Annotated in this window: 23 protein-coding genes and 2 pseudogenes; 12 read left to right on the plus strand and 13 right to left on the minus strand. The window is 67.7% G+C overall.

The window, feature by feature from the left end; translation table 11 throughout:
• Positions 1 to 61 precede the first annotated feature (61 nt).
• The 5 genes and pseudogenes from ON36_RS31905 to ON36_RS31925 form a co-directional block, all read right to left on the minus strand.
• Positions 62 to 730: a YcnI family copper-binding membrane protein gene (locus ON36_RS31905; protein ID WP_043661606.1), complete on the minus strand. Its 669-nt coding sequence runs from the start codon at positions 728 to 730 to the stop codon at positions 62 to 64.
• Positions 731 to 1,229: 499 nt separating this feature from the next.
• Positions 1,230 to 2,477, minus strand: a pseudogene (locus tag ON36_RS31910) (MFS transporter); the annotation flags it as partial.
• Positions 2,474 to 3,553, minus strand: coding sequence for a PLP-dependent cysteine synthase family protein (locus tag ON36_RS31915; RefSeq protein ID WP_052314610.1), 1,080 nt, complete (start codon positions 3,551 to 3,553; stop codon positions 2,474 to 2,476). The pseudogene ON36_RS31910 and the gene ON36_RS31915, both read right to left, overlap by 4 nt.
• Positions 3,554 to 3,700: 147 nt before the next feature.
• Complete coding sequence (lpqS, locus tag ON36_RS31920) at positions 3,701 to 4,135, minus strand: putative copper homeostasis (lipo)protein LpqS (RefSeq protein ID WP_043661612.1); 435 nt, start codon at positions 4,133 to 4,135, stop codon at positions 3,701 to 3,703.
• Between the two features lie 769 nt (positions 4,136 to 4,904).
• Positions 4,905 to 5,294, minus strand: coding sequence for a BlaI/MecI/CopY family transcriptional regulator (locus tag ON36_RS31925; RefSeq protein WP_043661615.1), 390 nt, complete (start codon positions 5,292 to 5,294; stop codon positions 4,905 to 4,907).
• A 263-nt stretch (positions 5,295 to 5,557) separates the two neighbouring features.
• On the opposite strand from ON36_RS31925, the gene ON36_RS31930 reads away from it, so the two are divergent.
• From ON36_RS31930 to ON36_RS31945, 4 genes are all read left to right on the plus strand, one after another.
• Positions 5,558 to 7,120, plus strand: a complete 1,563-nt coding sequence (locus ON36_RS31930) for a multicopper oxidase family protein (protein WP_043661618.1) — start codon at positions 5,558 to 5,560, stop codon at positions 7,118 to 7,120.
• 305 nt (positions 7,121 to 7,425) lie between these two features.
• Positions 7,426 to 7,698, plus strand: a complete 273-nt coding sequence (locus tag ON36_RS31935) for a hypothetical protein (RefSeq protein WP_043661620.1) — start codon at positions 7,426 to 7,428, stop codon at positions 7,696 to 7,698.
• A 141-nt stretch (positions 7,699 to 7,839) separates the two neighbouring features.
• Positions 7,840 to 8,211: a BlaI/MecI/CopY family transcriptional regulator gene (locus tag ON36_RS31940; RefSeq protein ID WP_043661709.1), complete on the plus strand. Its 372-nt coding sequence runs from the start codon at positions 7,840 to 7,842 to the stop codon at positions 8,209 to 8,211.
• 77 nt (positions 8,212 to 8,288) lie between these two features.
• A complete protein-coding gene (locus ON36_RS31945) occupies positions 8,289 to 10,457 on the plus strand; it encodes a heavy metal translocating P-type ATPase (RefSeq protein ID WP_052314611.1) in 2,169 nt (722 codons plus the stop codon).
• Between the two features lie 289 nt (positions 10,458 to 10,746).
• Here the strand turns inward: ON36_RS31945 and ON36_RS34040 are convergent, their stop codons facing one another.
• Entirely contained in the window at positions 10,747 to 11,352 is a 606-nt protein-coding gene (locus ON36_RS34040) for a GNAT family N-acetyltransferase (RefSeq protein ID WP_245558293.1), read from the minus strand.
• A gap of 890 nt (positions 11,353 to 12,242) precedes the next feature.
• Complete coding sequence (locus ON36_RS34045) at positions 12,243 to 12,710, minus strand: MarR family winged helix-turn-helix transcriptional regulator (RefSeq protein WP_218001271.1); 468 nt, start codon at positions 12,708 to 12,710, stop codon at positions 12,243 to 12,245.
• Between the two features lie 66 nt (positions 12,711 to 12,776).
• Between ON36_RS34045 and ON36_RS37015 the strand changes: the two are divergent.
• A pseudogene (locus ON36_RS37015) lies at positions 12,777 to 13,199 on the plus strand (class I SAM-dependent methyltransferase); the annotation flags it as partial.
• Between the two features lie 226 nt (positions 13,200 to 13,425).
• Positions 13,426 to 13,851, plus strand: coding sequence for a spore germination protein GerW family protein (locus ON36_RS31960; protein ID WP_218001272.1), 426 nt, complete (start codon positions 13,426 to 13,428; stop codon positions 13,849 to 13,851).
• Between the two features lie 28 nt (positions 13,852 to 13,879).
• On the opposite strand, the gene ON36_RS31965 is transcribed toward ON36_RS31960, so the two are convergent.
• Complete coding sequence (locus ON36_RS31965) at positions 13,880 to 14,551, minus strand: ArsR/SmtB family transcription factor (RefSeq protein WP_043661627.1); 672 nt, start codon at positions 14,549 to 14,551, stop codon at positions 13,880 to 13,882.
• A gap of 158 nt (positions 14,552 to 14,709) precedes the next feature.
• Here ON36_RS31965 and ON36_RS31970 point away from each other — a divergent pair, with 158 nt between their 5' ends.
• From ON36_RS31970 to ON36_RS31985, 4 genes are all read left to right on the plus strand, one after another.
• Complete coding sequence (locus ON36_RS31970) at positions 14,710 to 16,074, plus strand: MBL fold metallo-hydrolase (protein WP_043661630.1); 1,365 nt, start codon at positions 14,710 to 14,712, stop codon at positions 16,072 to 16,074.
• Positions 16,071 to 17,345: an MFS transporter gene (locus tag ON36_RS31975; RefSeq protein WP_043661633.1), complete on the plus strand. Its 1,275-nt coding sequence runs from the start codon at positions 16,071 to 16,073 to the stop codon at positions 17,343 to 17,345. Before ON36_RS31970 ends, ON36_RS31975 begins: the two co-directional genes overlap by 4 nt.
• Positions 17,346 to 17,456: 111 nt before the next feature.
• On the plus strand, positions 17,457 to 17,792 hold the full coding sequence (locus ON36_RS31980; protein ID WP_043661635.1) for an ArsR/SmtB family transcription factor: 336 nt from the start codon (positions 17,457 to 17,459) through the stop codon (positions 17,790 to 17,792).
• The gene (locus ON36_RS31985) at positions 17,789 to 18,271 is read left to right on the plus strand and encodes an SRPBCC family protein (RefSeq protein WP_043661639.1); all 483 of its coding nucleotides are present in this window, start codon (positions 17,789 to 17,791) and stop codon (positions 18,269 to 18,271) included. The genes ON36_RS31980 and ON36_RS31985 overlap by 4 nt, the downstream gene beginning before the upstream one ends.
• 25 nt (positions 18,272 to 18,296) lie before the next feature.
• Here ON36_RS31985 and ON36_RS31990 read toward each other — a convergent pair whose 3' ends face one another.
• Together ON36_RS31990 and ON36_RS31995 are read right to left on the minus strand one after the other, a co-directional pair.
• Positions 18,297 to 19,565 (minus strand): MFS transporter, encoded by a 1,269-nt coding sequence (locus ON36_RS31990; protein ID WP_373281876.1) that lies wholly within the window; start codon positions 19,563 to 19,565, stop codon positions 18,297 to 18,299.
• A gap of 146 nt (positions 19,566 to 19,711) precedes the next feature.
• Positions 19,712 to 20,323, minus strand: coding sequence for a TetR/AcrR family transcriptional regulator (locus ON36_RS31995; RefSeq protein WP_043661642.1), 612 nt, complete (start codon positions 20,321 to 20,323; stop codon positions 19,712 to 19,714).
• A gap of 80 nt (positions 20,324 to 20,403) precedes the next feature.
• Between ON36_RS31995 and ON36_RS32000 the strand changes: the two genes are divergently transcribed.
• Positions 20,404 to 21,795 (plus strand): MFS transporter, encoded by a 1,392-nt coding sequence (locus ON36_RS32000; RefSeq protein WP_245558295.1) that lies wholly within the window; start codon positions 20,404 to 20,406, stop codon positions 21,793 to 21,795.
• A gap of 32 nt (positions 21,796 to 21,827) precedes the next feature.
• On the opposite strand, the gene ON36_RS32005 is transcribed toward ON36_RS32000, so the two are convergent.
• Entirely contained in the window at positions 21,828 to 22,538 is a 711-nt protein-coding gene (locus tag ON36_RS32005) for a TetR family transcriptional regulator (RefSeq protein ID WP_218001273.1), read from the minus strand.
• Positions 22,539 to 22,632: 94 nt separating this feature from the next.
• Here ON36_RS32005 and ON36_RS32010 point away from each other — a divergent pair, with 94 nt between their 5' ends.
• Complete coding sequence (locus ON36_RS32010) at positions 22,633 to 23,877, plus strand: MFS transporter (RefSeq protein WP_083885601.1); 1,245 nt, start codon at positions 22,633 to 22,635, stop codon at positions 23,875 to 23,877.
• Here ON36_RS32010 and ON36_RS32015 read toward each other — a convergent pair.
• Positions 23,823 to 24,227 carry a MerR family transcriptional regulator gene (locus ON36_RS32015; RefSeq protein WP_043661647.1) on the minus strand — a complete coding sequence of 135 codons (405 nt, stop codon included), beginning with the start codon at positions 24,225 to 24,227 and terminating at the stop codon, positions 23,823 to 23,825. The two genes, ON36_RS32010 and ON36_RS32015, sit on opposite strands and share 55 nt — an antisense overlap.
• Position 24,228: 1 nt before the next feature.
• Positions 24,229 to 25,746, minus strand: coding sequence for a SulP family inorganic anion transporter (locus ON36_RS32020; protein WP_043661649.1), 1,518 nt, complete (start codon positions 25,744 to 25,746; stop codon positions 24,229 to 24,231).
• Between the last annotated feature and the right edge of the window lie 607 nt (positions 25,747 to 26,353).

Raw genomic sequence — 26,353 nt, forward strand, 5'->3', positions numbered from 1 at the left:
AACAGGCCAGCGAGTGACAGCGCGGTTGTTGTCCGCACCGCACCCACTGGCCGTTCAGGGACTATCGAGACGTGCGGCGGCTGCGTGCCAGTGCTGCCACCGCGACGACCGCGGCGAGGGCGCCCAGACCCAGCCCACCGACAGCCATCCAGCGGGTCGCCGAATCGGTGCCGGTGTCGGAGCCGTGCTCGTCCTGGGCAGCTGCAGCGGCATTGTGGGAGTGTCCGTCACCAGCAGCAGCGGCCTCGAGAGCCAGGACCGGCAGCGGGAACTCCGGTTCGGGTGCGCCGTCGGTGCTGGGCTGATCCCACGTGACGACTTTGCCGTCGCTGTAGGTCTGCACGGCACGGAAGGCGACTTTGTCCTTGGTCGGCAGCGGTCCGGCGTAGAGATCGAAACGCTGGAACTGCCCTGGGCCGACCCCGGACCCTGGCTCTGCGGTCCAGGTGACCGAGGTCGCCATCTTGGCCGCATCCCGGTTCACTGTGGCGGTCCACCCGGGCATCGGTTCGGTGCGCGCTGTCTTGAGGCCAGGCAACTCGACGGTCAACGCGGTGGTCGAGGCCTGGTCGGATTCGTTGGAGATGCGGAAGGTCAGCACCGCCGAGGCGTTTTGCTTGGCGCCGGGGGCTTCGACGCCCAGGTGTGCCGAGGCGACACCTCCGGCGAGCGCAGTGGCGGCCGCAGCGGCGCCGAGGGTGAGGGCGAGGCGCCGCAGAACTGTTGTCATGTCATATTTCCTTGAGTGGATGGTGTCGAACGGTCGCAAAGCCGGGACCCCGTGGGAGGGCCCCGGCGCTCGACGTCGTCACCAGCCTGGCTATGAAACCAGGCGGGCCTCACCGCCTGGTTTCCGGTCCGGCGGCGGGATAGCGCGAGCGCCGGTCCTCGGCAGAGGGGTATGTGCGGGGTGCGGGCGGAGTGACCCGGCGGTGTCCGCGCCGGTCGGGCTCCGAGCCCGGCCACGGTCGTGGCGCACCGCTAGGAACACGAGGCCCGGGACCGAGGTGGTCTTCACCGACCGCTGGCCGCGGACGTGGCGGTACCGACTGTCGGCGGTAGGTGTATTGGTCGGACTCTGCCGTCGGCCGGGCCCTGGTCTCTGTGCCGCGCCGATTCACCGGCTCGACTCCTCGCCCGGGTCGGCGGCGCAGCGGAGTGGTCACCGAATCCGAGCCCGCGAAGGCGGGTTCGGTGAGCCGGTGACGTCCGCTGGGCAGACGGTGACGTCCGGTGACGTGCTGCTCGGGCGCGGTGGCACGGTCGTTTCGTTCGAGCCGAGCCAGGGCGTAGGCGGCGATGACGCCGATCGCGGTCAAGCCCGCCCAGACGATCCAGTCCAGTCCGGCATCGCGCGCGGCGCCGACGAGGGTGCCGGTGGCCAGGTTGCCGACGAGGATACCGACACCGACGACGGTGTTGTAGAAACCGTAGTGGGTTGCTACCAGCTTGTTTCCCGATAGGGAAACCACGGTGTCCATCTCGAAGGGGAACACCGCCGCGGTGCCGATGGCCAACAGCGTGGTCGTGATCAAGAGGGCGGTGACCGCGGCCACGGTGCCGAAGATTCCCGGTGTGGGCACGATGATCAACGGAATGAACGCCGTCGCCAGCACGGCCATGCCGGCGACCAGACTCTTGCCCGGACCCCAGCGGGCGCGCAACCAGGCGGTGATGCGGAGCTGACCGGCGACAGCCACGACCCCGGAGACTACGAATAGTGCCGAGACCAGAGTCTGCGCGCGTGCCCCGGCGATGAATTCCGCCTGCAATGGCAAGGCCAGATACACCTGGAACGACAGGACGTAGGAGCCGATCATCGCCACCGAGAACGCCAGGAACCGCCGGTTGGAGATGACCCGGCGCCAGTCGTCGAGCACCGAGGTCTTCTCGGCAGGCACCTCGCCGCGGCGGGCGGGCAGGGCGAACAGTTGGGCGATGGTCAGCGCGGCGAACACCGCTGCCGCCACGCCGGCGGTAACGCGGAAGTCGACCGCCATCAACGCCAGTCCGACGAGCGGCCCGGCGAGAATGCCCGCCTGATAGAACATGTTGAACACCGCGAATGCTTCGACGCGACGCTCACCGCTGTCAGCGGCCAGATAGGCGCGCACGGCCGGGTTGAACAACGCTCCCGCGAAGCCGGTCGCCGCGGAGGCGATCAACACCGCGGGCAGGGAATCAGCGAAGACCAACAGGGCGAAGCCGCCCGTGCGCAGCAGGCATCCGGCCACGATCAACGGTTTGTAGCCGAGCCGGTCGGCTAGGGTGCCGCCGATGAGGAACATGCCCTGCTGGGAGAAGTTGCGCACACCCAGGACCAGTCCGACCGCCCACGCCGCGAGCCCCAGCGGACCGGCCAGGTAGCCGGCCAGATACGGCATCAGCATGTAGAAGCCGAGGTTGATGCCGAACTGGTTGATCATCAACAGCTGTGCGGGCCGGTCGAAACTGGCGAATTTGGTGAACACGGTCACGAGGCGAGTTCTCCTTCTGCCATGGCCGTCGGCGAGACCACCGAGGTGCAGCGGGTCCAGCGCTGCACGACCCGTTCACCGGGGTGGCTGATCGCTTCAGGCGCGATCGGCGGGGTGGCGTCGAGGAGTCCGTGCTCGGTGCAGTAGGCGTCGTTGTAGATGGTGTCGAAGTAGCGGTGGGGCCCGTCGGGAAACACCGCGGCGATCCGCGTCGACGGGGCGGCGACGCGGGCTGCCCACCCGGCTACAAGTGCGACCGCACCCACGCTCCACCCACCGGTGGCGTGGTGGGTGGCTGCCAGTGTGCGGCACGCCCACACCGATTCCGCCGGTGCGACCCAGTGAACTTCGTCGAACGCGTCGTAGTCGACGTTGGCCGGGAAGATGCTCGAACCCAGCCCTCGCATCAGCCGCGGCCCGGCCGGCTGGCCGAAGATCGTCGAGGAGATCGTGTCGACTCCGACGAGCTTCATGTCCGGGTTGTAGCGGCGCAGGACCCGCGCCACGCCGGCGGAATGTCCTCCGGTGCCGACCGCGCAGACCAGGACATCGACGGTGCCGAGTTGTTCGAGCAGCTCCAAGGCCAGGGATTCGTAGCCCTCGACGTTGTCGGGGTTGCTGTACTGATCCGGGCACCAGGCGTCGGGTTCGGCGGCCAGGAGCTGGGCTACGCGATCGCGGCGGGCCTGCTGCCAGCCGCCGACCGGGTGGGGTTCGGTGACGAGGTCGACGGTGGCGCCGTAGGCGGTCAGCATCTGGGCGACGATCGGTTCCAGTCCCGGGTCGGTGACCACGGTCACCGGGTGCTGGTACACCATCCCGGCCAGCGCCAATCCCAGGCCCAGGGTGCCGCTGGTCGATTCGACGATGCGCGCGCCGGGCACCAGATCGCCGCGTTCGCGCGCCTTCTGCACCATGTGCAGCGCGGGCCGGTCCTTCATCCCGCCAGGGTTGAATCCTTCCAGCTTGGCCCAGAATCCACGATCGGCGGCGGCCAGCGGTTCCCCGATCCACAACACTGGGGTGTTGCCGACCAGGCCTCGGGGGGCGTCGGCGGCGTCGGGGGCGCCCAGCATGCGACGAGTGTGACCGAATTCGGCAGTGGGGAGGGTGGTGTTCACGGTTGCTGTCTCTTTTCTGCACAGGCGCACGCTTACGCGGTACGCCACGACGATGGGCAGCGAGCACCGGCCGACACGACGGATCGGCCTGGCGCTGACCGATCAGCGTCGGGAAATGCAGAACAGAGTCAGGACGGTGCGCCCATCCGGCGAGTGCGGCGCAGAAGGCGGCCCACGAATACCACCAGCGCGAGAGTCCGATGTCGACACCGGCGTCCAGACCGCAGTGAAAGCGGCGAGCACCAATGCGGCCAGCGTCAGCGACACGATGCCCGGCGACAGCGCCTTGTCCGGGCAGTGCCCGGGGTGCGCGAGGCACAGCTGGCTCGCGTCGGCAGTGGCGCTGGCGTGGTCGTGGTCGGTCGCGACGTCGGACTCGGCGGCGTGGTCGTGGTCAGTCGCGCCGGCGGGCGCGGCAGCGGTGAGTGAGTGATGGCCGCGCGAGCCGGTCTGGTCGTTGAAGAGCAGGCAATCGGCGGTAGGAACGATCACCAAGGCGGCCAGCAGCAGAACTGCCAGCCAGCTACCTCTGCGCATCCGACCGAGAGAATTAATGATACCGCGAGGGTAACGAACATATAACGGTGTGCGCAATGGCGCCGTCGCCACAGCCGTGGGGCTGCGATGCGATCGCATGCTCGTATTCGTGTCGTAGATCGGAGAGGGGAGGTCCCACACTGACTTGCCGCGCAAACTCCACCTCCCGAACTCGATCATGCTGTACACCAATACTTTTGGCGGTGCCCACCCTAGCCGCATTTGGCGGGTTGGTTGACAACCACAGCGATCAATCTACTATCTCGGTACGTAAATAGTTTGTGTTGTGTGATCAGGCGCACGCCTCGGCGTGTCGGACCACCAGACCTTCAGCGCGTCATCTCCGTGACATGCCCCGGTGACGAGCACGTGACGAGCACCGCCCGTTCGTCGGAACGTGGCTAACCCGCCGCCCACCGGCGGTAACCGCACCGGCAACGATGAAAGGGACCACCATGACCACCACCGCCCGACCCCAGCGACATCGCCTTCCCACTCGACTACTCGCCGCAGCATCGATCGCCGCCGCAGCGACCTTCCTGGCCGCCGTTCCCGCGACCGCCGCACCGTCGGCCTCGGGGACCAGCGGCCGACCCGCGAGCGCCGACGACGGCCGGGGCACCGCCTGGCATGGCAACAGCCGCGTCGACAACGGCCACAGCACCGATGGTGGTCCACGCGGGCACGGCCACGATCGCGCCGACGCTGGTCGACACGACCCGTCCGACGACGGTGGCCACTGCACACCTCGCGTGTGCTCCGGACCCCGCTAGCCGCTGGGGTCGGGGTGGTCAATTCCTCGCGGACGCTGCCGCAGTGCCTCGCGCAACCGCTGCGATTGCGCGGGGGTCATCGTTTCGATGAACCAGGCCAGCACTTCTTCGACCCGTCCGCCCGCATCGAGCGCGGCACGCATCTGTCCGGCGCTGTACTGCTCGCGGGTCAGGGTGGGCCAGTACAGGTAGGCCTTGCCGTGGCGTTCGCGGTCGAGCCAGCCCTTGCGGTGCAGGTTGTCCATGGTGGTCATCACCGTGGTGTAGGCGATCTCGCGCTCGGCGGCGATCACCTCGCGCACCTGGCGAACGCTGACCGGCTCGGCGGCCGACCACACCGTGTCCATGATCACCGATTCCAGCTCGCCGAACCCGCCGCCTGCCACCCGAACCTCCTCACCTTCCGGCTTACCCGCAGCGAGCGGGCCGCGCAGACTCGGCGATGAGGCTCGCGCGCGACAGCCTGGCCGTGATCGTAGGACGAATTCGTTTCGATCGCGCGGCAACGAGGTGAACCACGAACACGCCCGCTCGCGTGCGCTCTGGGGTACAAGATCGCCCTAGCATGCGAGCTGAAAACCGCTTCACCTGCACAAACCCCATCATTCACAGCAAGTCGCGGACATCGACTCGACGAAGGAGACGCCCCATGTCGTCACCACGTAACCCCGGCACTCTCAGAACCCGGCGCAGCTTTCTCGCGCTGAGCGCCGGTGCGGGCACGGCCGCGCTGCTGGCGGCGTGCGGCAATTCCACTACGCCACACCGGTCTCCGGTCGGCCCCGATTCCGAGGCGGTCCGATCCGCCGAGGACGCCCGCCGATCCGCCACCGCCGCGGTTCGCGAGGTCTCGCTGCGTCCCGCGCCGAACACGGTCGACCTCGGCGGTGTCCAGGTCCAGACCTGGACCTACGGCAACGAACTGCCCGGCCGCGAGATCCGGCTGCGCCGCGGTGAGGTGCTGCGAGCAGAACTGAGCAATGCCTTGCCCGCGCCGACGACGGTGCATTGGCACGGCATCGCCTTGCGCAACGATATGGACGGCGTTCCCGAGATCACCCAGGCCCCGATCGCGGCGGGCGCGAACTTCCGCTACGAATTCACCGCCCCCGATGCGGGCACCTACTTCTTCCACCCGCACGTCGGCGTCCAGCTCGACCGCGGCCTCTACGCACCGCTGATCATCGAGGATCCCGACGAGGGATCCGACTACGACACCGAGGCCGTCATCGTGCTCGATGACTGGCTCGACGGAGTCGCCGGCCGCGACCCGGACAAAGAGCTCGCCCGGCTGCGTGAGCAGGGCATGGCCGGGATGGACATGGGTGGGCAGTCCGGCGGCATGGACCACGGCGGGATGTCGATGGGCGACTCGGCGCCGATGTCGGCACCCAGTGACCCGGCGATGCCGTTGGGCACCGACACCGGTGACGTGCAATACCCCTACTACCTGATCAACGGGCGCCTGGGCACTGACCCCGTGGTCCTCCAGGGCCGCCCCGGCCAGCGGATGCGGTTGCGCATCATCAACGCTGCCTCCGACACCGCCTTCCGCGTCGCTCTCGGTGGTCACCAGCTGCGGGTCACCCACACCGACGGCTTCCCCGTGGATCCGGTCTCGGCCGCCAACATCCTCATCGGGATGGGCGAACGCTACGACGCCGTGGTCGAACTCGGCGACGGGGTGTTCCCGCTGGTCGCCTCTGCCGAAGGCAAGACAGGTCAGGGCTTCGCGCTTATCCGCACCGGGTCCGGCACACCGCCACCGCCGGATGCTCGCCCCACCGAACTGGCCGCGATCCCGCTGTCGGCGGACAGGCTGGCCGCGACCGAGGCTGTCCGGTTGCCCGACCGCAAGCCTGATCAGACCCTCGATGTGGTCCTCGAGGCCGACGCGAACAAATACATCTGGACGATCAACGGCAAAGCCTTCCCCGACCACGCCCCACTGGATGTGACCGCCGGACAACGGGTCAGGCTGCGATTCAACAACAAGACCATGATGTGGCACCCGATGCACCTGCACGGCCACACCTTCCAGGTCGTCACCGGCTCCGGCGCCGGGCCACGCAAGGACACCTCGATCGTGGTGCCCATGCAGACCGTCGAAGTCGACTTCGACACCGACAATCCCGGCCAGTGGATGCTGCACTGCCACAACGTCTACCACGGCGAAGCCGGGATGATGGCCGTCGTCTCCTACGAGCAATAACCCCAGGCCCGCGTGATTCGCATCCAAGCCGCGGCGTTCACTGCGGCGAGTGCGCGTACCGCCACCGATACCTGATGCCCGCTATCGATGCGAAAGGAGGTGACCGACCGATGAACCCGATGAAGATGCTGTGCGACTGGATGTGCTCGATGATGGCCTCGTGCTGTCAGATGTAACCCATACAGGTCACGAGGGTCGGCCGACGAAGTCGCCAGTCGGCCGACCCATGAAGCCCCACGGGCGACACTGCCCCCAAACTACTATCTCCGTACGTAAATAGTAGTTATTCGACGAGATAGGTCATCATGAACTCCGAATCCTCCCTGCGGAACACACGCCGGATCGCGGCCCGAGTCGGCCTCGCGATCTCGGCCGTCGCCGCCACTGCCGCGCTCGCCGCTCCGGCCTTCGCCGACACCGGCACTCCCGCACAGGCCGGCGAGATCTCCGCCGCACACGACAACCGCCACCGCGACCACCACCCGGGCAGCCGTCACGGCAACCACCGCAATCACCAGCCTCCGTTGCTCAACAACTATCGGCCCACGTTCCCGCTGCCGCGGACCGGCAGCTGGTAGCACACCTCTTCGCGTGGGGTCGATCGGCGCGCCGCCGGTCGACCCCACGCGCGCGCTTCGGCCAGGTCGATGTGACAGAACATCACCGAACAACCTACGATATTGCTACGTAGATTTAAGGTTCCTGCCAGGAGGTTGGTCGTGGCACACCGATTCGGCGATCTCGAAGCCGTCGTGATGGAGCGCGTATGGGCGGCCGAAGACGACCTCACCGTCCGCGACGTCTACGAAAGTTTGCTGCTCGAACGCGAGATCGCCTACACCACGGTGATGTCGACAATGGACAACCTGCACCGCAAGGGCTGGCTCGACCGCGAACGCCACGGCAAGGCCTACCTGTACTGGCCCACCCTGACCCGCGAGGAATACAGCGCACAGCTCATGCGTGACGCTCTGGAAGGCACCCGCTCCGATCTCGTGCTGGCACATTTCGTCAAGCAGATCAGCGAGGACGAATCCGAGGCCCTGCGCGCCCTGCTCCGCCGCGTCAAACCTCCCCGATCCAAGAGCTGAGCCCTCCCGTTCGCCATGGTCGCGGCGAGTTGCAGCCGTGGCCGCGCCCCTGTCGCCGACCAAAGGACTGTCAGCGCATGACCAGCGATCACCTACGCCCCGGCACCAACCCATCCACCGCCCACACCGACGAACACGGCGGCCACGGCCCTGATCACCACGAAGCCACGCACCCGAAACCCGAACACCACGGGCACACCACCACCTCCCGCCACGATCACAGTGCGCCTGCACTCGAGCACGGCACCCACAATGATCACGCGGGGCACGCGGGCCACGGCGATCACGTCGCGATGTTCCGGCGGCTGTTCTGGGTGATGCTCGCCTTGGCCGTGCCGGTCGTCGCCGCGGACATGATGTTCGCCGACCTCGTCGGCTACACCGTGCCCGCCGGGTTGCAGTGGGTGTCCCCGGTGCTGGGCACCGTGATGTTCTTCTGGGGCGGGCGCCCCTTCCTGACCGGGGCGGTCAGCGAGATCCGTGCCCGCCAGCCCGGGATGATGCTGCTGATCGCACTGGCGATCACCGTGGCCTTCGCCGCCTCCTGGGGCTCGACGATCGGCCTGCTGGCCCACGAGCTCGACTACTGGTGGGAACTGGCGCTGCTGATCGTGATCATGCTGCTCGGCCACTGGATCGAGATGCGTTCCCTCGGCCAAGCCTCCAGCGCGCTGGAGTCGCTGGCCGCGCTGCTGCCCGACGAAGCCGAGCGCCTCGGTGACGACGGGACCACTGCCACCGTGCCGGTCGGTGATCTGCGTACCGGTGATCTGGTCGTCGTCCGGCCGGGCGGGCGAGTGCCCGCTGACGGCAGCGTCGAGACCGGTAGCGCCGACGTCGACGAATCCATGATCACCGGTGAATCCCGGCCGGTACGTCGCGGCCTCGGCGATCGGGTCGTCGCCGGCACCGTCACCACCGACTCCGCGTTGCGAGTACGGATCACCGCGGTTGGCTCCGACACCGCCCTGGCTGGAATCCAACGTCTGGTCGCCGAGGCGCAGAACTCCACCTCCCGCGCCCAGGTGCTCGCCGACCGCGCCGCGGCGTGGCTGTTCTGGTTCGCTTCCGGCGCCGCGGTCATTACAGCGATCACCTGGCTGCTGCTCGGACAGCCCGAATCCGCGGTCACCCGCACCATCACCGTGCTCGTCATCGCCTGCCCCCACGCGCTGGGGCTGGCCATCCCGCTGGTGGTGTCGATCGCCACCGAACGCGCCGCCAAAGCCGGTGTACTGATCACCGACCGCCGCGCCCTGGAAACCATGCGCACCGTCGATGCGATCCTGTTCGACAAGACCGGTACCCTCACCCGCGGCGAACCCGCCGTCGTCGCCACCACCTCGACCCAGACAGGCATCGGCGACGACGAAGTCCTGGCCTTGGCCGCGGCCGCAGAATCCGACAGCGAACACCCTCTCGGCCGCGCCATCGTCAACACCGCCACCGAACGCGGCATCATCATTCCCACGGCTACAGACTTCACCGCCCAGAACGGTGTCGGTGTCACCGCCACGATCGAGGGCAAGAAGGTCAGCGTCGGTGGCCCCGCGATGCTCGACCAGCACAATCTCGACCCAGCGCCCGCCGCGGCCGAATGGTCCGCGCAGGGATCGACCGTGCTGCATGTGCTCCGCGACGGTGAGCTCCTCGGCGCCCTGGCTCTGGCCGACGAGATCCGCCCCGAATCCGCCCAGACCATCAAAGCCCTACACGCTCGCGGCATCCACGTCGCCATGATCACCGGCGACGCCGAGCCCGTCGCCCGCACCGTCGCCGCCCAACTCGGCATCGACGAAGTCTTCGCCGGCGTCCTGCCCCAGGACAAAGGCGCCAAAGTCCAAGCCCTCCAAGACGCCGGGCACACCGTGGCAATGGTCGGTGACGGCGTCAACGACGCCCCCGCACTCGCCAGAGCCGACGTCGGCATCGCGATCGGCGCAGGCACCGACGTCGCCATCGCCTCGGCCGGAGTCGTCCTCGCCTCCGACGACCCCCGCGCTGTGCTGTCGGTCATCAAGCTGTCCCACGCCACCTACCGCAAGATGATCCAGAACCTTGTCTGGGCCGCCGGATACAACATCATCGCCGTGCCCCTGGCCGCGGGAGTGCTTTCGCCCTGGGGCATCACACTGCCGATGGAAGTCGGTGCCCTGCTGATGTCGGCCTCCACCGTCGTCGTCGCGGTCAACGCCCAACTGCTCCGCCGACTGGACCTGAGCCCCGACGCGGTGCTAGCCGACTAAGGCGAGTCGCTTCAGGTAGAGCCATCCCTCGCGGTGCCGGTTGTCCATCGTCTTCATGCCGGACGTGTAGACGATCTTCTCGGTCACCAAGCAAGTCGCCGTACACCTGCCGGAGCGATGGTGTCGTCGGCTGACCAGACACCATCCATCACAACCGCTTCCAGTTCCCCGAAACGGTGCCCATCGTCGCTCTCCCGACCGACATGCCGACGGCTCGCAGACCGGCAGTATCCAGTGCACATACTATTTCTCTACGTATTAGAGGCCGGAAACTGGACTGCCGGTCCCACTACTCGGCCGACCGATACCGCTGCCAAGACTGAGCGCAGACAGCCCATAGATCGTGATCGCGGCGTCTACCGCCGACGCTGAGATAGCTGACCATCGTGCCTTCACGCACCAACCCGATCCGGCGGACCAATCGACTCGAGTTGACATTGTCCACATCTATCGGCGCGGTGACGCGCGCCAGGTTCAATTCATCGAAGGCGTACCCGACGATCAGACGCCCCGCCGCCGCACCGATGCCGCGCCCGGCCAGTCGCGAGTCGACCCAGATACTGAGTTCGCCACGCTTGTCGTGAGGCTGTATCCACAGGTCACATTGCCCCGCGAATCGGCCGCCGACCTCGATGACAGTACGCAGGATCCGGCCGGCCTTCGCCTCCGACCTCGCCCATAACCACTCCTGAATCCACACCCGCTCGCTGTGGCGCGTATCCCAGCTCCGATCGTCGGTCAGCCAGAACGGCTCGATCGCCGAACGGTCGGCGATTCGGATCGCACGCCAGGTAGACGCGTCGGACAGTCGCGGAGGGCGCAGGATCACCGGCTCACCGCCGGAGGTTCGGCCGACAAGAGTGACGCGACGCGGCGTGCGTAGGGAGGTGAACACGGGACGGAGTACACGCGATGCGCCGTAGCGCGCCACCGCGACCACCATCACGAACCCCGGGCTACACCTCGACACGACGCTCCGACGAAAGCTGCCCGCCCGCACTCCTGTTTGAGCTGGCACCCCGTCGGAAGTTACAGATGCGGGACGCCGACTCACGCGAACCTTCCGGTTGATCTACTAAGTAGCTTAGTATTTAGCCGGTTATTCGCGTCCTTGTCAACGCATCGCCAATGGAGGGGCGGTCGACGCGACCGCTACCGTTCTTCGTCCGCGAGGGAGTATGGGGCGACCACCGGGCGGCATCACCGACGGCGAGCTGCGCTCGCAGCGCTGGGCCGACGCCGAGCAACAGCCCGCCGGCTACGGAGCCGCCGATCGACCCGGCGGCCATGACAAGCACGAATCGGGTATTGGCGCGCAGGATCTGGAAGCTGGCATCGCGGCTGCAGAAGGAAAGGCGACAGTATGGTCGGCGGCGAAACCATCAGCGATTGCTGGTAGTCGGCGTGTTCACTTGAAATTGTGCAGTGAAGCTGGCGATATGCTGATGAGGTGCAGATGCCGCCGCTGATGCTGGCGTCGTCCGGGCCGGCCCCGGCCGACGGATCTCGCTGGGCGGTGGAGTGGAAGTGGGACGGTGCCCTTCTCTGAACTTCGCAAGTCCAGGTAGCTTCAGCTCGCTGGCGACGGCGTGCACAGCTACTCGAGAATCGTTCGTAGCCCAGGCAGAGTCCTGTCCGGCGCGAAGACCAGTCGGCTGGCGCGGTTGTCGAGCACAGCCCCGACGATGATCACCCTGGACCCGCGAATGTCCGAAGCGAGGTAGCGCAGCTCGGCGTTGTGTGCGGGCGTGGCCCGAATCTGCCCACATCGGCAGAGGTCGGAAGTCAGCAGGTGGGTGCGATGCCGTGGAGCCGCCCGACGACGACGTCCAGCGTTTGGAAGAAGCTCTGGACCTGGTCTCGGGTCAGTCCGTCGAGAAGAGCCGCTGCCATCTCGTTGCGTTGTGTTCGTAGTGTTTCGGCGAAGGTAGCGCCGTGATGGGTGAGTGTCACCAGGGTGGGGCGACGGTCACTGGGGTGGGGCCGGCGTTCGATGTAGCCGTCGGTGGCGAGCCCGTCGAGCAGGCCGGTGACGTTGCGAGGAGTGACACCGAGGAGGTCAGCGAGGGCGCGTTGGGTGAGTGGTCCGTGGTGATGCAGCTGCCACAGCAGCCGTGCGCGTGCCTGGGTGAGTCCGCGTTCGGCCATGCCGCGTTCCATCATCGCGCCGAGGACTTCGGTCAGCTCGAACAGTTTGTCGGTCGCGGCACTAGCGGCAGCCTGCCGGTCGGCGTTATCGTGAAGTGACTTCACTATGTATTGACCTCCTTACTGTGAGTGTAAGCGAGGCCGTGCCGAACAGCAGGGAGGTGGGCACGAATGCCACCGCAGCAGCGACCATTCTTCGCCCGGTTCTGTCTGAGCCTGGCCGGGCCCGGGCTGGAACGGGCCGGCATAGGCCAGTTCCGCAGCCGCCTCGCCCAGGGGTTGACCGGCGACATCCTCGAGGTCGGGGTCGGTCCTGGCGCGAACTTCGAGTTCTATCCGTCGACAGTGACCAAGTTGGTGGCGCTGGAACCGGAACCATTGCTGCGTCGCCGGGCCGAACAGCTCGCGGCGGCCGCGCCGATCGCCGTCGAGGTCGTCGACGGCGTCGCTGACCGGATCGACGCCGAGGATGCATCGTTCGACGCAGTCGTGGTGAGCCTGGTGCTGTGCTCGGTGCCCGACCAGCGCGCCGCCCTGGCCGAGATCACCCGGGTCCTCAAGCCGGGCGGAACCCTGCGGCTCTTCGAGCATGTGCGCTCGGAATCGGCGCGGATGCGGCGAGTGCAACGCGCCCTCGACGCCACCGTCTGGCCGCTGTTCAACGGCGCTGCCACGCCGGTCGCGACACCCTGGGAGCGCTCGAGGGCGCCGGGTTCGCCATCACCGACCTCGAACGGCTCCGGTTCCCCGACACCGCCTTCCCGTTCCCTGCCGCGGAGCACGTTCTCGCTACCGCGGCCGCGCCTGATCGGCGGCCGTCGTGAACCGCCCCGGCACTGCCATGGATCCGGAAACCGAGCAGGGCGCTGCGAGGACCTCGGTGCAGCTACTGGAACGGATGATCGACAAGCTGAACGGGTCTGCCCGCACGACAACAGTTTTCGGAACACCGATCACAACCGGAGCGGTCACGGTGATCCCCGTCGCCCGCGCGGGATTCGGTTTCGGCGGCGGCCTCGGGCGCGAATCGAGCGCCGACAAACTCGGCGAGGGCGGAGGCGGAGGCGGAGGCATGGATGTGCGGCCGTTGGGCTTCATCGAGCTCCGCGACGGGGCCGCGCGCTACCGCCCGATCCGCGACCCGTGGGTCGACGTCGTCGTCCCGCTGGCGGCCATCGCCGCCGGGGTGAGCGTGCCGCGGCTGATTCGTGCCGCCGTGCGGCTGAGCCGAGCCCGGCGCCACTGAGCACCGCCCTGCTGGCCTGGCGCGGAGATCAGGCGGATGCCGCGGTGAGGGGAAGTTCGGCCAGGCGCCATTCGAGCATGCCGTCGTGGAGGCGGATTGCGCGACGGCCGTGGTCGGTGAGCAGCCGCACCGCGTCGTAGGCCAGCACGCAGTACTCGCCACGGCAGTAGACGACGATTTCGCTGTCGGGGGGCAGTTCGGCGATGCGCTCGGCGAGCTGGTCGACCGGGATGTTGACCGCAGCGGGAATGTGGCCGGCCTGATACTCCGGCGTGGGGCGCACGTCGAGCACGACGAGGTCGCCGGATGCTGCGCGGGTCAGCAGTTCCTCGCGGGTCATCTCCAGCCCGTCGGCAGGACCGAGGTAGGACTGGCGGGCCGGTGCCACGGCGGGCTGGTGGGCCTCGGCGACCTTGCGCAGCAACGCGAACAGCTGCGCGACGTCCTCGCCGGCGAGGCTGTAGTGGATGCGCACACCCTCGCGGCGGGTGGCGACGAATCCGGCCTGCTTGAGCGTTTGCAGGTGCGCCGAGGCTGTCGTGAGGTTCAGTCCGGCGGCCGCGGCGAGCGATTCGACGGTCCGCTCGCCCTGGGCCAGCAGATCCAGCAACTCGAGCCGCTTTCCGCTGGCGAGGGCCTTGCCGCTCGCAGCGAACGCCTCGTACAGCGCCGCTTTGGCGGCGGGACGGTCAGCACTCACGACTCCTCCAATCATTTGTGGAATAGGGTACCCGCCTGGTGGTGGGGCGGATCGCCGCAGGCTGGTTGTCTTCCATGAAACGGTGGAATAGTCTCATAATATTCCATGGTTCATTGGAATACTATCCGTGGCTGATCCGGCGACCCAGGAGTTACGCGATGCCGACCGACTTCACCCTCATCCCCGTCATCGACGAAGGGCTGGGCAACTCGACCTACCTACTCGACCTCGGCGACGGGCGCGCGCTGGTTCTGGACCCCGAGCGAGACGTCCGCGAAGTGCGCGCCGAAGCGCAACGCCGTGGGCTCCGGATCGCCTACGCGGTGGAAACCCACCTGCACGCCGACTTCATCTCCGGAGTCCGCGAACTGTCCGAAACCGACGGCGCGGCTGTCATCGCCCCCGACGTCGGCCCCCGCGGGTTCGCGGTGACCGCGCTCGGGGACGGGGATACCGTAGCGATCGGGAATTTCATCCTGGAAGCCCTGGCCACGCCAGGACACTCCCCTGAGCACCTGTCGTACCTGCTGCGCGAGGGTGACCAGCTCAAGGGTGTGTTCACCGGCGGCTCGCTGATGGTCGGCACCGCCGGACGCACCGACCTGGTCAGCCCCGACCAGACCATTCCGCTGGCCCGCGCCCAGTACCACTCGCTCCAGCGGCTGATGGAATTGCCCGACGACACCCCGGTCTGGCCCACCCACGGCGCCGGTTCGTTCTGCTCGGCGGCCACCGGCACCGAACGGGTCTCCACCATCGGGCGCGAGCGCGCGACCAACCCGCTGTTGCAGGTCGACGGTGAGGACGCGTTCGTCGAGGCGCTGCTCGCCTCGCTGGGAACCTTCCCCGACTACTTCCTGCGCCTCGGCGAGATCAACCACCACGGTCCCGCCGTCCTCGGCGCCGCACCCGCGCTGACGCCGCTGACCAACGACAAGGTCAGCGCGCTGATCGCCGACGGCGCGCAGGTCGTCGATGCTCGCCCAGCCGCCGATTTCGCCGCCGGACACATCCCGGGCGCACTGTCGATCACCCTGCGGCCGGTCTTCGCGACCTGGCTGGGCTGGCTCACCGGCCCCGACCGGCCCGTGGTCATCGTCCGCGACGACTCCCAGGATGGTGTCGACATCGCCTGGGAGGCCGCGAAGGTCGGCTTCGACAGCCTCGCCGGTGAACTCGACGGCGGGATGAGCGCCTGGACCGGGCCGGTCGAGAAGGCGGCGTTGCTCGACGCGGACCAGCTGGCCGCGCATCCGGCCCCCACGGTGCTCGACATCCGCCAGCACGGCGAATACTTCGCCGGGCATGTTCCGGCCGCCCGCCACATCGAACTCGGTACCCTCGCCACGCATCTGAGCGAGGTCCCGGCCGGGCCGGTCGCGGTGATGTGCGGGCACGGCGAGCGCGCGATGACCGCGGCCAGCATCCTGGAACGCCACGGCCGCACCGACATCCGCATCCTGGAAGGCTCCCCGGCCGACTACGCCGCCGCGCTCGGCCAGCACCTGGCGGCCGGGGAATGAGCCTGCGCTCGGGCGTGCGGACCCCGGTCCTGGGACTGCGCGAGAACGCCGCCCAGTTCACCCTGCTCGTCGCGGTCAATGCCCTCGTCGGCGGCATGGTCGGACAACAACAGACCGTGCTACCGCTGCTGGCCGAATCCGAATTCGGGCTCACCGGTTACACGTTCATCTTCACCTACGTCGCCGCGTTCGGGATCACCAAAGCGATCGCGAACTACTTCGCCGGCACCTTCTCCGACCGCTACGGCCGCAAACCGGTCCTGCTGATCGGCTGGCTGTTCGCGATCCCGGTGCCGCTGATGTTGATCGCGGCTCCGAACTGGGGCTGGGTCGTGGCCGCGAACGTGCTGCTGGGCATCAATCAGGGCCTGACCTGGTCGACGACCGTGGTGATGAAGATCGACCTGGTCGGGCCGGACCGGCGCGGGTTGGCCATGGGCCTCAACGAAGCCGCCGGATACGGTGCCGTCGCGGTCAGCTCGCTGCTGGCCGGGTATCTCGCCGAGCACTTCGGTCTGCGCCCGGCCCCTTTCCTGCTCGGCTTGGCCTACACCGCCCTGGCTCTGGCGATCTCGGGCATTTTCATCCGCGAAACCCGCGAGTACGCCCACCTGGAAGCCGCCGGTCACACCCCTCGTGCGGACGGTCGCCACGATCACCTGCACGCGGACCTGACCGACCGCCAGATCCTGGTCGCGACCAGCCTGACCGAGCCTGCCCTGTCCTCGGCGAGTCACGCCGGGCTGGTCAACAACCTCAACTTCGGTCTGTCGTGGGGACTGTTCCCGCTGCTGTTCGCCACCGCCGACCTTTCGGTCGGCCAGATCGGATTGCTGTTCGCGCTCTACCCCGGTGTGTGGGGTGCCGGACAACTCGTGACCGGCGCGTTGTCGGACAAGTGGGGACGCAAGCACCTCATTACCGGCGGCATGGCCCTGCAAGCCGGCGCGCTGGCGATCATCGCTGGCTCCGGCGGGTTCGCCGGATGGGCGGTGGGCGCGATCCTGCTCGGCGCGGGGACCGCCATGGTGTATCCGACCCTGCTCGCGGTGATCGGCGATGTCGCCCACCCACTGTGGCGGGGGCGCGCGGTCGGGGTCTACCGGGTTTGGCGCGACCTCGGCTACGCCGTCGGCGCCGTCCTCGGCGGCATCGTCGCCGACCTGCTCGGCCTGCACGCCGCGGTCTGGACCGCCGCCGCGGTCAGCGCGGCCGCCGCAGTGACCGTCGGCATCAGGATGTACGAAACCCACCCTCCCGCACCTCGGTAACCGGCCGGTCCATCCGAACCGACTGCCCTCGCCTGCCATCGCGCGGCGAGGGCGGCACCATATCGGCTCGAGGTCTTGCGCATCGCAATACGAAAGCGCACACTTACGCAAGTGGAGGCTTTCAAAGATGTGGATGTGGCGATCCTCGGTGACCCGACCCGCAAGGCGATCTTCGAACGCCTTGCCCGCCGGCCCTCGTCGGTAGGCGAGCTCGCCGACACGCTGCCGGTCACCCGCCAAGCGGTGTCACAGCATCTGCGTGTCCTCAAGGAAGGCGGTCTCGTCGTGGCGACACCGGAGGGCACCAAACGCATCTACCGCATCAATCCTGAAGGCCTCGCCGCGATCCAGGCTTACTTCCAGAACATCTGGAACGAAGCATTGATCGCTTTTCAGAAGGCCGCCGAGGCGGCGGCCACCGACCCCGAGCAGGAGAATCGACCATGACCACTGGACAACTGCCTGTCCTGGCAGGCACCGCCACCGTCGCGATGAGTCCGCAGCGGGCGTTCGCGTTCTTCACCGAATCCTTCGGCAGTTGGTGGCCTTCGGCCTATCACATCGGCAAGTCCGAGATGGCCGAGGCGATCCTGGAACCCGGCGAGGGCGGACGCTGGTACGAGCGCGGCGTCGACGGCACCGAATGCGCGTGGGGCCGGGTACTGGTGTGGGAGCCACCGCAACGGCTCGTGGTTACCTGGCAGATCAACGGCCGCTGGGAATACGATCCGGATCCGGCGCGGGCCAGCGAGATCGAGGTCCGTTTCACCGCCGACGGCCCCGAGCAGACCACGGTCACCCTCGAACACCGCCACCTCGACCGGCTCGTCGAGGGCAAGGCCATCCAGGACACCATCGTCGAGCGCGGCGGCGGGTGGAGCACCCTGCTGGAACTGTTCGCCAAGACCGCACAGTCCCAGTCCTGACCTCGGATCGAAACCGCTGACGGGGTCAGCGGTTTCGGCGTCCTGCCAGCGCGGCGGCGGGCACCACGGCCAGCGCCAGCACCCCACCGGCGAGCGCGAGCATCGGGTAGCTCGTCGCCGCGACCATCAACCCCGACCCCATGCCGCCGGTCGCCCCGGCGATCGCGATGGAAACATCCACCGTTCCTTGAGTTCTGGCACGCGTAGCAAGCGGCACCGTGTCGGTGATGATCGCTGTACCAGCCACCAATCCCAGATTCCAGCCGAGCCCGAGCAGGGCCAGTGCCGTCGCCAGCAGTACTACCGAGTCCGAGGGGGCGAGCGCAGCCAGCAGTCCGGCTGCGAGCAACGTGATTCCCGACGCGCCGGCTACCGGCAGCCGACCGAAGCGATCCACCAGCCAGCCCGTCAGTGGCGAGGGCAGATACATCGCACCGACGTGGACCGCGATGACCGCGCCCGCGGCCGCGGTGCCGTGCCCGTGGGCGAGCATGTGTACCGGCGTCATCGTCATGATCGCCACCATCACCAACTGCGTCAGCGCCATCACGAACCAGCCCACCGCGATTCCCCGCCCGGCCGAGTTGCCGGACGCGACGTCGCGCACAGAGGGTGATCCCGCGGGTTCTGTGTCGACGGCACCCAGGTGGCGGGCCAACAGCAGCGGATCCGGCCGTAGCCAGATCGCCAGGACCACAGCGGTCAACGCGTAGGCGGCCGCGGCCAGCAGAAACGGCCCCGCCAAGTACGGGATGCCCAGCACCCGAGCCAGCTCCCCGGTCGGCGCCGCGAGGTTGGGGCCGACCACTCCACCCAGAGTGGTCGCGACCAGCACCGTCGAGACCGCCCGCCCTCGGTGCGAAGCAGTAGCCAGATCCGCTCCGGCGTACCGGGCTTGCAGATTGGTGGCCGTGCCCGCGCCGTAGACGAACAGCGCGACGAACAGCAGGACCGGATTGTCCAACACGGCCGCCGCGATCACACCGACACTGCCGATCGCGCCGACGAGATACCCGGCCGCCAATCCGGGTCGACGGCCGCGCGCTTGCGACAACCGACCCACAGCGATGGCGGCAAGCGCTGACCCTGCCGTGAACAACGCACTCGGTAGACCCGCCAGGCTCGTCGAACCGAGCATGTCCTGAGCCAGCAACGCGCCCACGGTGATCCCTGCGGCCAGCCCGGCGCCGCTGAGGACCTGCGCCGAGACCAAGACCCGAAGGGCGCGACACTGCGCACGAGCCGCGATCAGTGGATCGGAGTCAGAACCGATGTGAGTGGCGCTGTGGGACACGACGGACTCTTCCCTGCGAGCAGACGGGCCAGGCACCTGTCGGCACCTCCGGGGCGACCATACTACGATATTCCATCGAATGATGGATTAATTCCAACTGGAGGCTACTTCCGGATAGCGCCGGGCTTCTCCAGGGCGAGATGAGTTCACTCGGCGGTGGTGCCGAACAGTCGGTCGAGGTGGTCGGTCAGCACTGCGAGGGCGACCTCGGGGCCGTGCTGGCCGATCAGCACGCTGGTACCCAGGCCGTGGGTGAGCATGACCAGCCGGATCGCCTCGGCGGTGACATCGAGGGCGCCGGAAATCTCCCCGTGTGCCTGCGCGCGTGAGAGCGCTTGGGCGAGTTGGTGTTCGAGCCGGTCTATGCCTGCGATGAAGGGGTGCTGGGCCAGGTCGGGGTCGGTCATGGCCAGCACCGCATACGAGGTGCCGACGAGGTGGAAGGCGCGGCTGAAGGTGTCGGTCGGCAGCGCTTCGGCGCAGAAGGCCTCGATCAGGGCGCGAGCCGGGGGTATATCGGGCAGACCGGCCAGTCGGCGGTTCCAGCGGTGGTGGCTGAGGGATTCCAGGTGGTTGAGGGTGCCGACGATCAGTTCGGCTTTGGTCGGGAAGTAGTACTGCACGAATCGCAGCGAGACCCCGGCTTCGGCGGCCACGGCGCGGATGGTGACCGCGTGCAGTCCCTCGCGGGCGGCCACAGCCACCACGGCGTCGGCCAGCTGGGCGCGTCGTTCGGCGTGGTCCACGGTCCGGGGCACGGGCCACCTCTCTCGACATCACCATCAGATGAGTGATACAGATGTATCGGATACAACTGTATCAATTCGGGAGGTTGGACGTGCGACGACCCGACACAGACGAGACGACACCAGTAGCTCCGGTGCGTGCGGCCGCGTTGCTGTCGGTGGTGTGCGCGGCACAGTTCATGGTGGTCCTCGACGTCTCGGTGATGAACGTGGCGTTACCGTCGATACGAACCTCGCTCGGCTTCACCGACACCGGGCTCGCGTGGGTGGTCAACGCCTACGCGCTGGTCTTCGCGGGCCTTCTCCTGGTCGGCGGCCGCCTGGCCGACCTGTTCGGCCGCAAGCGAATCTTCCTCGCCGGGCTGCTCGCGTTCACCCTCGCGAGCGGCGTCGGTGGGCTGGCCTCGACACCGGGGTGGTTGATCGGCGCTCGCGCTGTCCAAGGGATGGGCGCGGCGGTGCTGGCGCCGGCGACGCTGACGATCCTGACCACCAGTTTCGCCGAAGGGCCGCGGCGAACGAAGGCCCTGGCAGTCTGGACCGCGCTCGGCCTGGCCGGTGGAACGGCGGGCAATCTGCTCGGCGGTGTTCTCACCGAATTCGCGTCGTGGCGGGCCACGCTGCTGATCAATCTCCCCATCGGCGTGCTCGCGCTGGTGGCCGCGATCGGTGTCCTCGCACCGGACTCGGCGCCACGGTCCCGGGCGCGCCTCGATGCGGTGGGGGCGGTGCTGGTGACGTGTGGGCTCACCGCGATCGCCTACGGGTTCGGTGAGGCCGCGACACGGGGGTGGTCGACGCCGATGACCGTGTCGGCGCTCATGATCGGCGCGGGACTGATAGCAGTGTTCGTGCTCGTCGAGACACGCTGGGCGCGTGCCCCTTTGATCCCGTTGTCGCTGCTGCGAATCCGGTCGGTCGCCGTCGGCAATGCTGCCATGCTGCTGGCCGGGGCGTGTCTGAATCCGATGTGGTTCTTCCTGACACTGTCGATGCAGAACGTGCTGGACTACACCCCGATGCAGACCGGACTCGCGTTCCTGCCCCACACCCTGGTCACCATCGCGGTCGGCACCCAGGTGACCCCCTGGCTGATGCGCCGGGTCGACGCGCGGGCCCTGATCGTCGCCGGGGCGCTAGCGGCAGCGGCCGGTTTCGCCTGGCAAGCCCAGCTCGGGCCCGACAGCACGTACCTGACCGGCATCCTCGGCCCTGCCCTCGTTTTCAGCGTCGGCGCGGGACTGCTGAACACCCCGCTCACCGCCGCCGTCACCGCGGGTGTTCCCCTCGCGGACGCGGGCGCGGCGTCGGGGCTGATGAACACCACCAAGCAAGTCGGCGCGGCGCTGGGTCTGGCGGCATTGATCACGGCGACCGCGGGCCCGGCGGCCGACTACGGCCGAGCCTTCTGGCTGATCGCGGCGGCCATGCTCGGCGTCGCCGGGATCGCAGTAGGACTACCGGGGCATCGCGACCGGCGCTGAACATGCCCCAACATCGCTGCTGGGCCAACGGATTACGAGATGGATCGACCGGTCTGGTCGGCATCGGCCACGGTGATCTGCGCGGTCGTCAGACTCAGCGCGCCCGGCAGTGCCGCGAAGGCCTCCTCGACGCGAGCGATGAGCGAGGCCCGTGCCCCGGCACCGCGGCGGGCGGAATGCCGTTCGGCGCGAACCCAGTTCTTGGCTCCGCAACGCCAGGCGGCCAGGGCCAGTTCCGGCAGCAGCCGGACGGTGACATCGGCGCGGCCGTCGGCGCCGGTGCGTGCTTCGAGCGCCTCGACCAGGCGTTCGTGAGCGGCCAGCGACAGCGCGTTGCTGTGGTGGCGCAGCGCGACATTGTGGGCGATAAGCCGACGGGTGGCCAGGAACCGGCGTTCCCAGTCGGCGTCACGCCTGGCGATCGTGGCGACCATCGTCGCTTGCAGGGTGGCCAGGATCGTGGCCTCGGCCGGGTCGGTGTGGGCAGTGAAGGTGTCGAGGTAGGCGTCCCACAGCTCGGCTTCCGCGGCGAGGGCGACGTCTTCCTTGGAGGCGTAGTAGCGGAAGAACGTGCGCTTGGAGATCTCGGCCTCGGCCACGATCCGGTCGAGGGTGACCCCGTCGAATCCGTCGTCGCTGAACATGCGCAGCGCGATCTCGCCTAACTGCTGATGGGTGCGCTGCTTCTTGCGTTCGCGCAGCGAAGACACCTGCACGACATCACCGCCGGGCCGTCCGCTCACCGCCTCACCATAGTCAATCGCTCGGCACCCTTCCATCCCAAACGTCTCTAGATGTAATTTTACACTCAGTGTCATTTTCTGAAGGGGTGGCGGGATGCGGCAACGAGCGGAACTGATCGTGATGCTGGGGGCCTCCACGCTGGGGGTGATGGCCGGTGCGATCGTGATGCCGGTCTTGGAAGTCATGCGCGGCGACCTCGGTGTCAGCGGTACCGCGGCGGGGTTCATCATCACCGCACACGGATTCGCCATCGCGGTGGTCAGCCCTTTCGTCGGTCGCGCGATCGACCGGTGGGGAGTCCGGATACCGTTGGCCACCGGGTTGCTCCTCTACGGGCTGGCCGGTGGCGCGGGAGTGGTGATCTCGTCGTTTCCGCTGTTGATCGCCAGCCGGCTGCTCCTTGGGGTGGGCGCGGCGACGGTGTTCAGCGGCACCACGGTCGCGATGCTCGCGATGGCCACCGGCACCCGCCGCGATCAGCTCATGGGCTGGCGCACGACCGCGACCACCGCCGGAGGCCTGTTCTGGCCGCTGCTGGCCGGCGCGCTCGGCGCGCTCAGCTGGCATGCGACCTTCGCGATCTACCTCGTCGGGATTCCGCTCGGAATCGCGACTTTGCTCGTCATCCCGAAACACCCGGCCGCACCCGACAGTCAGGCGACGGCGAAGGCCGGTTCAGCGGTGGATCTGGTACGCCGGTACCCGAAGTTGTTGGCTTGGTACGGGTTGATGATCACCACCGGGCTGATGATGTACAGCTTGGCGGTATTCCTGCCACAGCGGTTGGCGCAGTTGGGGATCGCGGCACCGATCTTCGTGTCGCTGTTCATGGTGGTCCAAGCCGTCGCTTCGATCGGCGTGGGCCTGGGATACGCGCGCATCCGCGCCCGACTCGGCTTCGCCGTGCTGCTGCGCACCACCGCGTGCTGCTGGATCGGCGCGTTCCTCGTGCTGGGCTTGGTCGCGCACCCGGCACCGGTGTTCGCCGCGTCGGCGCTGTTCGGGATCGGCAACGGGCTGCTTCTGCCCGTGATCACCGTGCTCATCGGCGAAACGCCACCGGCGGCTCGACGCGGCCAGGCGACCTCGTTGTCGGGTACGGCCATGTTCACAGGCCAGTTCGGCTCCCCGCTGGTGTTCGGGCCGTTGATGGCCGCGACCTCCATCACCACCGGATACCTGCTCGCCGCCGCGCTCGCGGCCACCGTCCTCGCTGGGCTCATCCTGATCCGGGTCGACGATCCCACCGAGAAACGCGCGCATGCCAGCGGCGAGCAGTCAGGTCATGCCGATTCTGACGAGCGTGCGGTAAGCAAGTCGGTGAACTCCTCGGCATAGGCCAGTTGCCGCCGCAGACGCTCGGCGCTGTCGGCGGCCTTGCTCTGGAACGCCAGCAGCTCCGCCCGCGCCGCGGCCTCCGCGGCAGGCGCGGCCGCGGCGTCGTCGAGGATGTCGATCGCGTCGAGCAGCTGTTTCATCTCCGCCAGCGTGAAGCCCAGCGGCTTCATGCGGCGGATGACCAGCATCCGCTCGACGTCGGCCTCGGTGTAGAGGCGGAACCCTCCGGCCGAGCGAGCCGAGGGCTGCACCAGCCCGACCTCGTCCCAGTGCCGGATCGACTTGAGCGAGAGCTCGGTGCGCTCGGCCACCTGCCCGATCTGCAAGTAGCCGCCTGTGTCGGCGCCCATGTCAGTGCCCGCCGACCAGGTGGCCCGACAGCCGGTCGTGGCGGGCCTCGGAGGCCGGGTTCAGGCCGATGATCTCCACGTTCTTGCCCTTGGCGGCGTATTTGGTGGTGATCGCGTCCAGGGTCGCCACGGTCGAGGCATCCCAGATGTGTGCATCCGACATGTCGATCACGATATTGGCCGGGTCGCCGACGTAGTCGAACTGGTAGACCAGGTCGTTGCTGGAGGCGAAGAACAGTTCGCCGCGCACCTTGTAGACGCGGGTGTCGATCGCGCCGTCGTGGTCGGTGTCGGACTCGGAGACCTTGTTCACCTCGGTGAAGTGTGCGACGCGGTGGGCGAAGGCGACCATCGCGGTCAGCACTCCGGCGATCACGCCGTACGCCAGGTTGTGCGTCGCGACCGTGACGGCGACAGTGACCGCCATGACGGTGGTTTCGGCGATCGGCATGCGCCGCAGGGTCTTCGGCGCGATCGAATGCCAGTCCATCGTGCCGACCGAGACCATGATCATCACCGCGACCAGCGCGGCCATCGGGATCAGGGCGACCACGTCGCCGAGCCCGACGACCAGGATCAGCAGGAACACACCGGCCAGGAACGTCGAGATGCGGGTGCGGGCGCCGGAGGATTTCACGTTGATCATGGTCTGGCCGATCATGGCGCAGCCGCCCATGCCGCCGAAGAACCCGGTCACGATGTTGGCCACGCCCTGACCCCAGCCCTCGCGGGTCTTGTCGGAGTGGGTGTCGGTGATGTCGTCGACGAGCTTGGCGGTCATCAGCGACTCGAGCAGACCGACCAAGGCCATCGCCAGGGCGTAGGGGGCGATGATCTTCAGTGTGTCGAGAGTGAAAGGTACATCGGGAATGAGCCAGGTCGGCAGGCTCGACGGCAACTCGCCCTCGTCCCCGACGTTCGGCACGTTCAGCGAGAACACGATGGTCGCCGCGGTCAACAGCACGATCGCCACCAGTGGCGCCGGGACCACGGTGGACACTTTCGGCAGGAACACCATGATCGCGATGCCAATGGCGACCATCGGATACACCAGCCACGGCACGCCAAGCAGGTGCGGGATCTGGGCGGTGAAGATGAGGATGGCCAGGGCGTTGACGAAGCCGACCATGACGCTGCGCGGGATGAACCGCATCAGCCGGGCGACGCCAATCACGCTGAGCACGATCTGTAGCACTCCGGCCAGGATGACGGTGGCGATCAGGTAGTCCAGGCCGTGCTCTTTGACCACGGGTGCGATGACCAGCGCGATCGCCCCGGTCGCGGCGGAGATCATCGCTCGGCGGCCGCCGACGATCGCGATGGTGACCGCCATGGTGAACGAGGCGAACAGCCCGACCCGGGGATCGACTCCGGCGATGATGGAAAACGAGATCGCCTCCGGGATCAATGCCAGCGCGACCACCAAACCGGCCAGCACCTCGGTCCGTAACCGTGCCGGGCTGCGCAACGCGGCCAGCACCGAACCCTCATCGGCTGGTCGAGGCGTTGTCGACACCATTGGCACTCCATTTCATGAATCGCGCGTCGCGCACAAGGCGCGCGCCTGAACGGCGCTGCCGCGGCGGACGTCAGGCTGAAAGTCATTGGGATGCGAGCGAACACCCAGAACAGGCGAAGGAGCTGGACCGTATCGGCCACACTGCCGAAATCAGCTACCGCTCAGCGAGCCCAACTCTACCCTCACGGGAGGGTAATGTCGCAAGTTCGAGCGGTCGATCGTGTCCTACGTCTCATCGGCGGAGCTGGCGCCCGGCCCTGCGGGAGTGATGGTTGCTGCAAAGTGGCGGTTGTTCGATCGACACGTAGGTATCACTCGGTGATCTCACGAAAATGCCAGTACAGTTCCGCTATTCACCTCGAAGGGTGCAGTGAAGCTGGCGATATGCTGGTGAGGTGCAGGTGCCGCCGCTGATGCTGGCGTCGTCCGGGCCGGCCCCTACGGCTTCCCGACTTCGGATCAGCGTCCACGCAGCGTCGCCCGCGACGACACCGTCGACCAAGACTTCGAACACGGCACCATCGGGTCACCGACCTCGGGTGATCCCAACAGCGACATCGACTGGCAGGAGGACTACATCGACCAATCCAGCTGTGATTCATGCGGA

The sequence above is a fragment of the Nocardia thailandica NBRC 100428 genome, assembly GCF_000308795.1.
Lineage (GTDB): Bacteria > Actinomycetota > Actinomycetes > Mycobacteriales > Mycobacteriaceae > Nocardia > Nocardia thailandica.